The following is a 550-nucleotide window of genomic DNA, read 5'->3' as shown; positions in this document are numbered from 1 at the left end:
AAGTGGGCAGTTTGTTACCGACCGATTCAAACGCGTAGACCAATATGGCTCAGTCGTGTGGTTGGAAGCTTCTTACAACCCGATCCATAACGACAGAGGCGAGCTGTACAAAGTGGTCAAGTTTGCGACCAACATTACTCAGCAAGTGCTTCAAGAGCAATCCATGGCGCAAGCGGCGCAGTTGGCGAATGAAGTATCTCAGGAAACGGGCACTCAAACCGTCCAAGGCCGTCAAGTAATCGGTTCTACCCTTGAGAAAATGCAGACCCTTTCAGAGCAAATGCAGCAAGCCAACGCCGCCATTGAAGATTTGAAAGCACACTCATCGAAAATTAGTGAACTGGTGAATAGCATTAGCGGAATTGCTGACCAAACGAACTTGTTGGCGCTCAACGCGGCAATAGAAGCTGCTCGTGCCGGCGATCATGGACGCGGTTTCGCGGTGGTTGCCGATGAAGTACGCCAGCTTGCCATGCGCACCAATACCACGACAGATGAGATTGTCTCGATGGTGACGGAAAATCTAGAGCGCACCAATAACGCTGTTGCA

General features: G+C 50.7%; 1 protein-coding gene. It reads left to right on the top strand.

Going from position 1 to position 550, the window contains the following annotated elements:
- Window positions 1-550 (top strand): methyl-accepting chemotaxis protein (locus R7040_RS29115; protein WP_318097997.1); only part of this gene is annotated, 550 nt, incomplete at both ends.

The sequence above is a fragment of the Vibrio sp. 1069 genome (assembly GCF_033340555.1).
Note: the sequence above shows the minus strand (reverse complement) of the source record. Positions and strands in the feature narration are given on the sequence as shown.